At 55.9% G+C, this 10,022-nt stretch carries 8 protein-coding genes; 6 read left to right on the top strand and 2 right to left on the bottom strand.

All coding sequences use genetic code 11. The features are described 5' to 3' along the window. A partial coding sequence (locus ACF8AM_RS03820) for a M1 family aminopeptidase (protein ID WP_392554360.1) occupies positions 1–1,278 on the top strand: 1,278 nt, incomplete at its 5' end. A gap of 38 nt (positions 1,279–1,316) precedes the next feature. After that, on the top strand, positions 1,317–1,898 hold the full coding sequence (locus ACF8AM_RS03815; RefSeq protein ID WP_392554359.1) for a hypothetical protein: 582 nt from the start codon (positions 1,317–1,319) through the stop codon (positions 1,896–1,898). Positions 1,899–1,914: 16 nt separating this feature from the next. On the opposite strand, the gene ACF8AM_RS03810 is transcribed toward ACF8AM_RS03815, so the two are convergent. Both ACF8AM_RS03810 and ACF8AM_RS03805 read right to left on the bottom strand, forming a co-directional pair. Beyond that, positions 1,915–2,778 (bottom strand): ParA family protein, encoded by an 864-nt coding sequence (locus ACF8AM_RS03810; protein ID WP_392554358.1) that lies wholly within the window; start codon positions 2,776–2,778, stop codon positions 1,915–1,917. Between the two features lie 74 nt (positions 2,779–2,852). Next, positions 2,853–3,128, bottom strand: a complete 276-nt coding sequence (locus ACF8AM_RS03805) for a hypothetical protein (protein WP_392554357.1) — start codon at positions 3,126–3,128, stop codon at positions 2,853–2,855. 461 nt (positions 3,129–3,589) lie between these two features. Here ACF8AM_RS03805 and ACF8AM_RS03800 point away from each other — a divergent pair, with 461 nt between their 5' ends. The 4 genes from ACF8AM_RS03800 to fliG all read left to right on the top strand — a co-directional run bounded on the left by ACF8AM_RS03800 (position 3,590) and on the right by fliG (position 9,649). After that, entirely contained in the window at positions 3,590–4,444 is an 855-nt protein-coding gene (locus ACF8AM_RS03800) for a TIM barrel protein (protein ID WP_392554356.1), read from the top strand. Between the two features lie 57 nt (positions 4,445–4,501). Continuing rightward, a complete protein-coding gene (locus ACF8AM_RS03795) occupies positions 4,502–6,793 on the top strand; it encodes a hypothetical protein (protein WP_392554355.1) in 2,292 nt (763 codons plus the stop codon). A 39-nt stretch (positions 6,794–6,832) separates the two neighbouring features. Continuing rightward, positions 6,833–8,461, top strand: a complete 1,629-nt coding sequence (locus ACF8AM_RS03790) for a Na+/H+ antiporter NhaC family protein (protein WP_392554354.1) — start codon at positions 6,833–6,835, stop codon at positions 8,459–8,461. A gap of 180 nt (positions 8,462–8,641) precedes the next feature. Next, positions 8,642–9,649 (top strand): flagellar motor switch protein FliG, encoded by a 1,008-nt coding sequence (fliG, locus tag ACF8AM_RS03785; protein ID WP_392554353.1) that lies wholly within the window; start codon positions 8,642–8,644, stop codon positions 9,647–9,649. The last annotated feature ends 373 nt before the right edge of the window (positions 9,650–10,022 follow it).

Here is a 10,022-nt window from a genome sequence, read left to right as displayed (position 1 = left end):
TTTGCTCTTCCGATCTTCCCGATGATCGTCAACAGCGACGAACGTCAGTGGTCGTGGATGGACGAGGGGCTCAACACGTTCTTGCAATACCTGACGGAGCAAGAATGGGAAGACAACTACCCGTCCCGCCGTGGGCCACCTGAAAAGATCGTTCCTTACATGCGGGGCAGCAATCAACGTCCCATCATGACTAGCAGCGATGAAATTCTGCAGTTCGGATCCAACGCCTACGGCAAACCTGCCACGGCACTGAACATCCTTCGGGAAACAGTGCTTGGACGAGAACGATTTGACTATGCGTTCTCGCAATATGCGAAACGTTGGAAATTCAAACGTCCCACGCCCAGTGATTTCTTCCGCACCATCGAAGATGCGTCCGGCACAGATCTGGACTGGTTTTGGCGTGGTTGGTTTTACAGCACTGATCACGTGGACGTCGCGATTGAAGGCGTAGAACTGTACTTGATCGACAGCGGTGATCCAGACGAAACCGCTGAACGCAAACGCAAGCAAAAAGAAGCACGCGAAGAATCGGTGACCGAGGAACGCAACGACGCTTTACCGCTTCGCCGACGAATCGATTGGCGTCCCGGGCTCAAGGATTTCTACAACGCTCCGGATTACGACGAAGACAAGGTCGAGGAAAACGACCGCAAGAACTACCAGCGTTTCCTCGACAAGCTGAGTGACGAACAACGGGCGATGTTGCGTCGCACCACTCGGTTCTACGTCATTCAATTCGCCAACAAAGGCGGGTTGGTGATGCCGGTGCCTTTGCGAATTCACTACGCCGACAACACTTCTGAGGATGTTCAATTACCGGCTGAGATTTGGCGGATGAACAGCCAATCGGTGAAACGGTTGTTCCTAACTGAAAAGGAAATCGTTCGCTTGGAAATTGATCCCAAGCGAGAAATTGCCGACACCGATGGCAGCAACAACCATTGGCCGCCGAAGTTGGAACCAAGCCGCTTCAAGCTTTATCAGTCCGGAAAATCGAGCAACCCAATGCGAAAGGCTGCCGAAAAGAAAAAAGCGGAGCAGAAAAAGAAGGCCGAGGAAGAGAAAAAGGCTGAGCAGGCAAAGAAAGAGTCCAAGCCCAAGGCGGACGACGCTGACAAACCTGAGGCCAAGGCCGACAAACCTGCCAAGACGGAAGAAAAGAAAGCTGACAGCAAAAAGTCGGGCGACAAAAAGCCTGAAGAGAAAAAAGCTGAAGAGAAAAAAGATGATGCCAAGAAGTCAGAGAAAAAGAAGCCTGAGGCCTCTGACGAATGATTGCTTGGGTCACTGCTTGCTGGATTCTTCTGAGTGGGATGCTGCTTCATCCCACACAGGAAACCTTGTGTGAACTTCAGTGGAACCCTGAGACCGAGCGAATTGAAATTGCATTTCGCTTGGCACTTGGGGACGAAGAACGTTTGCTGAAGGAAGCGGAGGCGACGCTCAAGAAATTGCGAGCCAAACGCTCAAACTCCGATTCAAAGTCGGCGGTCGATTCGTCTTCCGTTGATGGCGACGAATCAGCGATCGAGTTCAGCCCCCACCAGTTGGCTTTTGGTCGCCACATGACATTCGCCAATGACGATGCGTGCGTGCCGGAATCAACCGTTGTCAACGCAGCGAATTATCGCTGGGTGGGACGCCGTGAAGAAGGCATCCACGTGTGGTGGTTCGCGGAGTACGTGGTTTCAGCGGACGAGCAGGCAAAAGCCACCCCGCCTAGTCATGTGCGATGTGACTTGTTCGTCGACACCGCTCGGAACACCGTTCACCCAACGGGACATGGTCCGCACGATGCGTTTCAAAATACGTTTGTGATTTTGGGGCATCCGGTCCCGGTCTCCGCAGTGGTCACACCACGGGACCCAGTGGCTGAACTGAACTGGCCCGAGTGATTTCTCGGGCCACGGCTCAGGCGGCCATGCGAGCGTTTTGGGTGCCAGCACTTCGTCCCAGTTCGTGGGTGTTTTTCGCAGCACCGGCTTCTTCTTGTGCCAGCACTTCTTCCGCCAGCGATTGATAGTCCACCGCTCCGTTGCTGTCGCTGGAGTAGTCGAAGATCGACTGCCCAAAACTGGGGGCTTCCGCCAAACGGATGTTGCGGCGAATTCGGGTGTCAAAGAACTTGGCGCCCGTAAAGAATTCGCGTCCGTCCTTGGAGGCAGCAAAGAACTCGTCGATATCGGTGCTGACTTCAGCGGCCAATCGCGTGTTTGCGTCGTACATGCACAACACGACTCCGCTCAGACGCAATTTGTTGTTCATGCGGCGCGAGACGACCTCGATCGTTCGCAATAGTTTCGACAAACCGTGCAACGCCAAAAAGTGCGGTTGAAGCGGCAGGAAGACTTCCTCGACAGCAACCAAAGCGTTGAGCGTGAGCACGCCCAAACTTGGTGGGCAATCCAAAACCAAGTAGTCGAAATCTTCTTCGTCGTCGGCGAGCTTGTCGCTCAAGATCATTTCGCGTCCGACTTCGCCGGCCAATTCCATTTCGGCGGCAGCCAAGTCCAAGTTCGAGGGCACCACAAATAGGTTTTCACCGACTTGTTGGCGAGCCTCTGAAAGCGAAACATCGCTGCACAGGACTTCGTACATCGAGGGGACACTTCCGTCGATGGCGGTGATTCCGAGATGCAACGACGCGTGAGCCTGTGGATCCAGATCCATCACACAGACGCGACGACCGGATCGAGCCAGAGCGGCGGCCAAATTGACGCTGCTGGTCGTTTTGCCCACACCACCTTTTTGATTGATGACAGCGATGGATCGCATGATGGCAATGCTCCTGAATTACAAATGTTGAAGGTCGTGCGTGGAAGTGAATCCAATCCAAATCGGGCAACCGATCAAGCAGGTCGCGGATCGTTGCTGAGGTCTTGGTACGCCAAAAGAACGTCATACAAATCTGAGTCGATTCGCACCACATCATCTGCGAAATCCATCAACCACGTTCGGTTGCACTGAGCCGCTTCAATCAGCAATCGCGCCACTTGGGCCAACGGAAGCGCAACGGTTTTGGGCTTTTCCAATCCCGCCATGCGATCCAGTTCCATTTCACGGCGAGCTTGTTTCAGATCGGCGGAATTCGATTTCGATTGATGACGGGCAGTGAGGGATGTCACAGAGAGTCATTCCATTGACGAGTGGATTTCAGTTGGCATGGCCGCAGTGATTGGCAACCCGATGACCAGGATGTAACAAGCCGAGCGGGTTCGACGCCAGGGCGTCGCGTGAAAGAAGTATCGACCGTGCCGATTAGGTAACTTGAGAGGAATTTGCGGGCGAATCACAAAGCTTGAATCCGAAGTCGAAAACTCACGCAACTTTCTCCCTTTTTCGCGGCCCGATCGCCCTGCCGCAGGCCGGCTCTGTCAGCGCCCCTCGGAGGTCCACGCCCATTTCCTCGTGGTCTGTCACGACTTACTTTCAGGGTAGCGGACGAGGGGACGAGTCCTGAACTGGCGTCAAAACCAAGGACTCGTCGCCTCGTCCACTACAATCAAACTCACTAGTTGAATGAAGGTGCCAAAGGGGATCATGATGTGTGTTCCCCGATGTCTCCCCCCCATGACGGAACTCCGCGATGCCGACTCAACCACCGCTGACTCCCCGACAACCGAGCAAACTTTCCAAGCCGGAGGCCGATGGAACCAGTTCTCCCGTGACTCCGATCCGGCAATCGATCATGGGTTGGTGTTTCAAACCGATGCCGGTGATGACATTGGCCGCCGAAGCGAAGAAGATCGGCTACACCGCGTTGGAAGGCGTCGGTGCCGAGCACTACCCTGCCATCAAGGAGTTGGGGCTCGAGATTTCGCTCGTCGGTAGCCACGGATTTCAAAAAGGACCTTTGAACCGCGACAATCACCCTTCCGTGGAACGATCGCTTCGGAAGGGAATCGATTTGGCGGTGCAGTACGGTTCACCCTCTGTCATCACTTTCACGGGAATGAGAACCCCTGGAATCACCGAGGAAAGCGCCTTCCGAAACTGCGTCGATTGTTGGAAGCCTGTGGCCGCCTACGCCGAAGAAAAAGGCATTCAAATTGTCCTCGAGCATCTCAACAGCGTCGACGACTCTCATCCGATGAAGGGGCACCCGGGATATTGGGGCGATGACATCCACCGATGCGTGGATTTGATTCGCGCCGTGGATTCGCCGGCCATGAAACTGCTGTTTGACATTTACCACGTGCAAATTATGCACGGGGACGTGATCCGGCATGTCCGCCGTTATCACGATTTTGTGGGGCATTATCACACCGCGGGCAATCCGGGCCGCGGAGAGCTGGATTTTAACCAAGAAATCAACTATCCACCTATCATCAGGACCATCCGGCAGACCGGCTATACTGGTTTCCTCGCGCAAGAATTCATTCCCTCCAACCCGGATCCGATCGCCTCGCTTCGCCAAGCCTTCACGTTGTGTAACGTTTGAAGCCTTGGACTCCGCCACCGAACGTTGTCACTTGAACTTCGGTTCGCACTTTCGAACATGTCCGATAAAACTCCCCCAGACAATCGACCGATCGACGCTTCGATCGACGACACGATTCCGGATTCGGATCGTGAGGCGACGGCGGGGGATGCGTTGACTCGTCCAGGATTGCCGACGGCGGAATCCGATGATTTGCCGGACAATGGCGACGGTGACTCGGGCGATTCGATTTTCGATCAAATCCGGCAATGCCATCCGAATCCGCAGGCGGCGACGGAACGGTTGGACGACTTGCATTTCGCGACATTGGGTTTGCGTACCAACGAGAGTCGCCTTCATATCATTCGCACCGCTACCAAACGCAGCGCGGGGGCGCTCGCATCGGTTCAGGTCAGCAAGCCGTCGACGATCAACGAATGTCATCTGGCGCGTGTGATCACGTCTGCCTATCGAGTGATGGATCCGCGGTACCGGATTGATCGACATCAACAGGTGCAACTGGGCCGGATTCTGCCATTCGAATTGGAAAGCGTCACTTGCAAATCCTTTTCTCAGGAAATCATTTTCGAGGGCAGCGACCGAGATCTTTCAGCTCGAAGCAATGTGCTGTTCCCTGAGAGCCAAGTTGCCTCGCCAGGCACTCCCCGCGAGCAGTTGGTTGAATTGGCCATCGATGCCAGCGATCCTCAAAAAGTCGCGGCAGCAACGACGCCGACTCATTGGGTTCAACCGCACACGGAATCTTTGCTGGACGACTTGCCACCTCGGAACGAGAGCGAGTTGGTATTGGAAGAGATGCGAGCGAATCGCGGGCGGCTGAAACGCTGGATGTCAGAGGTTCGTACTCTGATCGGGCTGTCGGTCCTCTGTCTTTCCGCGACGTTCTATTTGGCTTACTGGCTCGGGGCGCGCCAAGCGAACCAATCATCGATCGCTGTCCAGGACATGGACCGTGCTGTTCCGGTCGCCCCCGATGCGACCGAGCCAGCAGTCGCTGAGATTGCCGAACCAGAATCCAATCCCGGCGAATCGGTCGATTCGACATCACTTGAGCCTGCGTCCAATTCCAGCGTTCCTGCTGTCAAGGAAGTTGCCGCTGAGACGCCGGCAGAAGACACCTCAGCCGGCGCGGACTCTGATGTTGCGATTGCGGTCAATGAAGCTGACCCCGCCGAGCCGGACGCGGGCGAAACCGATCGCGATGGTCCCGACTCTTCCATGACGCTTCCCTCGGCATTGGATTCCTTGGCCGCGGATGCGACAACGACCAGCCCGACTGAAGACGCTTCGATGGACGCTCCGGCTAATTTGCCAGCAGAGCCTTTTCCCACGGCCGAGGATGACCCCCTGCCTGCCGAGCCACGATGGACGGAAGTTCAAATCAGTGAAGCGACGCAGGAATTGTGGGACGAGACCGAGCGTGCCACTCGCAGTTTCCGTTTGTCAGAAGCAGCCGGATTGATCGACCAATGGGAACTGATCGCCGAACTGGCGGGCAGTGGGTCGCTGGAGCATATCGCGGCGATGCGTCTCAGCCTGCGTGCCAGTTGGCTTGCCGAGCCATTTGAGACGACCTGTCGGCGCGCGGAGGACTTGGCGGCGTTGACCGCCGCAGTCACAGACACCACTCCGCCGCCTTCCGCTGATTCAACGGTGGATGAATCTTTGGCTTGGTCGGATCCGATGATTCGGCAGTTGATTGATAGCTGGCGTGCTTGCCGGTTGACGATTTCCACCACCGACCATCTCAATCATCTGCTCCTGCGATCCAACGAGTTGTTGGACCAGTTGATTTTGAACAACGAACATCAATGGTGCTCGTCGTTCGGATTTGATGCCGAACGCTTGATCGCTTTCACAACTGACGAAGTGGCTCGCTCAGAACTCGAAGATCTGCTTGCTTCGATGAAGACGCTGCCCACCGATGCGGAACTGGACCGTATGAGACAATCCGAAGCATCGGAGGGAGTGCTCGGAAGAACCCTGTGCCTGCAGCTCCGCCGTTGGGACGAGGGGCTGCCATTGATGTGCAAGGCATCCGATTCGCGTTTGGCATCGGCTTCGAAAGCGGAAATGCAATGGCGAGAATCGTCGGGTCAAGGCGAGGCCGCTGACCAGGAACGAGGCGAATTAGGAGTCCGATGGTCCAAGATCGCCGGCCGTTATGGTGGGCGAGACGCGGCATCCATTCGATTGCACGCATTGGATTTGCTCGACGGCCTGGAAACGTTTGCTGATGAACGAGCCGAAATCCTCGACTTGCTGCCGCACTACTTGAATGCCAACCTGTCGAAAGCGTCGGCAAGTCAGAGCCGTTCCGGGCCTGTTCGTTTGTCGCGGTTGCGATAGCAGACGCCGCCACCTCGCAATCTTTTGACGGAGCCTGCCATGACCGACGGCATCGAATCGCTGCTGCCGCCCGCCGTCGCGATTGTCCTGGCGCTGATCACTCGCCGTGTTTTGGTGCCCTTGGCGATCGGCATTTTGGTTGGCACCGCCACGCTGGCTTCCCGCGAGTCCAGCGGCCCGATTGAATTTGTCTCGGGGGCCTTGTCTCGGTTTTTTCACACGGTGGATGATTCCGTCAGAGACTTTGATCACCTGCACGTCTTGGCTTTCACGCTGTTGCTTGGGGCCATGGTCGGCGTGCTGGAATCCTCTGGCAGCATGGCTCGAATGATCTCTGGTTGGACACGTCGTGTTTCGACCCGTCGCGGTGGGCAGTCCCTGATCGGGTTCACTGGGCTGCTGATTTTCTTCGACGACTACGCCAATACCTTGTTGGTGGGTGGGACGATGAGAACCACAGCGGAACGCTATGGCATCTCGAAAGCCAAACTTGCGTACTTGGTTGATTCCACCGCCGCGCCTGTCGCTGGGCTGACACTCGTGAGCACCTGGGTTGCGACCGAGCTGAGTTACCTGCAAGAGGGGCTCGCGGACGCGGGAATCGAAGCCACGAACATGACCTTTGCTGTGTTCTTGCAGAGCCTTCCTTATCGGTTCTATCCGCTGCTTGCGTTGTGGTTCGTGTTCGTCATTGCGACATCGGGGCGAGACTTCGGTCCCATGTGGGCGGAAGAAAACGCGGCCACAACGAAGACATCTTCCAACAACAAACCATCCCCTGCGGGATCCTGGGCAGATATCTTTGCCGCTGTCATGCCGATCGTGTTTTGCTTGATCGTCATCAGCGGTGTGCTCGTCTACACCGGTTTGCAGGAATCGGTCGAGACCGAAATGTCGGTGTGGCAATACTTTGGTCACGTGATCGGCTCCGGCAATTCTTATCTCGCGCTGGTTGCTGGCGGCGGTGCCGGCTTGATCGCAGCGGCTGCCCTGGCGATCGCATTCAGTGGTGTCTCTTCTGAGTCGGTGGTCATGGGATCAGCGAAGGGCATGCTGCAAATGTTGCCTGCCATGGCCGTGTTGTGGCTTGCTTGGGGGCTGTCTGCTTTGACGGGCGAAGACCAACTGAACACCGGCGGTTACCTTGCCTCGATCTTGACGGAGCGTCTGCCAGTCGAGTGGCTGCCAACCTGCGTTTTCCTTTTGGCCGCGTTCATCGCTTTCTCAACCGGCACCAGTTGGGGAACCATGGCGATCCTAACGCCTCTCGCGGTCGCGCTGTCCATTGATCTGCAAAAGGTCCTGTTGGATGCATCGGACATTGCCCAGGCGGGAGGGACCTTGGCTGCAACGGACCCCAGTTTGGCGATGTCGCCAATTTGCTTGGCGACGTTCAGCAGTGTCTTGGCGGGAGCGATCTTCGGTGACCACTGCTCTCCTTTGTCCGACACAACGGTGTTGTCGAGTCGTGCGTGTGACTGCAATCACGTGCTGCACGTCCGCACACAAATGCCGTACGCGTTGGTTGTGGGCACCATCTGTATCCTGTTTGGAACGCTGCCCGCTTCGTGGGGATTTTCTCCTTGGATCAGCCTGGTCATCTCGGCGGCGGTACTCTGGATGATCGTTCGGACGTTCGGAAGGCATCCCGAATCTGTCTCAGGCTAGCCAACTTTGCCGGTTCTGCCAGATGTTCTGATTCAAATCGGAGCCGAAGCGCGCAGAGACTTCCTTCGATCGAGCTTCCTGGCTGGATTGCCGATGAAAGAGGAGTGAGCTCCCCGGTTGTGCCTCACACCAATCCGTTTGCGTGGCAGGTTTCCGATCGAAGTGCAAAATTCTGTGACCATGAATACTGTCGACGATCCCGGCCTGACCAAAGCAGCAATCTTGCTGATGAGCCTTCCAACCAAGGTCGCGGCCAAGGTTCTGGGGCAATTGCCGCCTCGTTTAATCGAGACGATCAGTATCAAAATCGCCCAGATTGATTCTGTGGGGGGCGACGAGCAAGAAGTGGTGATTGCGGAGTTTTTGACCAGCAAAGCGAGCTCCATCTACGCCAGTCCCGGTGGCCTGGAACGCGCCAAAGAACTCATTAAAGAAGCCCTGGGCCGCGATGCCAGCGAATTGATTGGCAATTTGCAGCAAACCATCGAGGCAATGCCTTTCGGCTTTGTGAAAAAAGTTGATACACAAACGTTGCTGCAATTCATCGGTGAAGAACATCCCCAAACGATTGCTTTGTTGCTCTCGCATGTGCCTTCGTCCTATGCTGCCGAAGTCCTAGGTGGGCTTGATAGCGTGAAACAGCTCGAAGTGATCCGTCGCATCGCCTCGATCGGTCGAACCAGCCCTGCGGCCGTCTCGGAGCTGGAAAGAGGCCTCGAACTGCGGCTTAGCAACATGGTCAATCAGCAGCACAGCAACACCGGTGGGGTCGAAAGCGTCGCCGAGATCCTCAATGTCGTCGAACGTGCGATCGAGAGGACAATCATGGAGTCACTCGGACGCGAGGATCCCGAATTGTCGGAGGACATTCGACGTCTGATGTTTGTCTTCGAAGACATTTCCAAACTGGGCGACCGAGACATCCAAGCGTTGCTCAAAAATGTCGAAACGGCACAGTGGGCCATGGCTCTCAAGGGAGCCAGCGAAGCGCTGCAACAAAAGGTACTGCGAAACATGAGTTCGCGTGCTGCCGAGAATCTGCAAGAAGAAATGGGCTATTTGGGCAGCGTTCGGATCAGCGAAGTCGAAGCCGTCCAGCAGAAAATCGTGGACATTGTCCGGCATCTCGAAGACACGGGCGAGATCTCGCGACCGACTGGAGAGGCGGAGGAAGAGTACGTCACCTAACGCCGGTTACTCCCGCAAACGCTTGGTTCCACTGAAACCAAGTCTTCTTTCGCTGCAAAACAATCGGGCTTGAGCCCAAAACCATTGCCTTGCCGTAGGGAAGCTGCGCTCGTCAGAAAAAACGGTGCACCTCACCAAATCGATTGAAGCATTTGACCGGTGCGATCCGATACTCCTTGTACCATGGATTGGGAGGGTGGAACGATCGGTGCCATCGTTCCAGCAATGATAGGGCCATGGTGAGGCAGGGAGGGCTTCACCATGGCCCTTCCCTTTTTCGCTCGCAGCTTTTCGCCGCATTCCAGGTATTTGCCTGGATCTCGCCGGCTGAAATGTTACGTGATCAGCATTGCGTCGCCGTAGCTAAAGAACC

Origin of the sequence: Rhodopirellula sp. JB055, from assembly GCF_043100905.1 — a bacterium.
Classification (GTDB): Bacteria; Planctomycetota; Planctomycetia; order Pirellulales; family Pirellulaceae; genus Rhodopirellula.
Note: the sequence above shows the minus strand (reverse complement) of the source record. Positions and strands in the feature narration are given on the sequence as shown.

What these genes read in the sequence shown, in the direction of transcription:
- ACF8AM_RS03815 (WP_392554359.1), top strand. Translation starts at nt 1,317, where the DNA reads ATGCTGCTTCATCCCACACAGGAAACCTTGTGTGAACTTCAGTGGAAC.
- ACF8AM_RS03810 (WP_392554358.1), bottom strand. Translation starts at nt 2,778, where the DNA reads ATGCGATCCATCGCTGTCATCAATCAAAAAGGTGGTGTGGGCAAAACG.
- ACF8AM_RS03800 (WP_392554356.1), top strand. Translation starts at nt 3,590, where the DNA reads ATGCCGACTCAACCACCGCTGACTCCCCGACAACCGAGCAAACTTTCC.
- ACF8AM_RS03795 (WP_392554355.1), top strand. Translation starts at nt 4,502, where the DNA reads ATGTCCGATAAAACTCCCCCAGACAATCGACCGATCGACGCTTCGATC.
- ACF8AM_RS03790 (WP_392554354.1), top strand. Translation starts at nt 6,833, where the DNA reads ATGACCGACGGCATCGAATCGCTGCTGCCGCCCGCCGTCGCGATTGTC.
- fliG (WP_392554353.1), top strand. Translation starts at nt 8,642, where the DNA reads ATGAATACTGTCGACGATCCCGGCCTGACCAAAGCAGCAATCTTGCTG.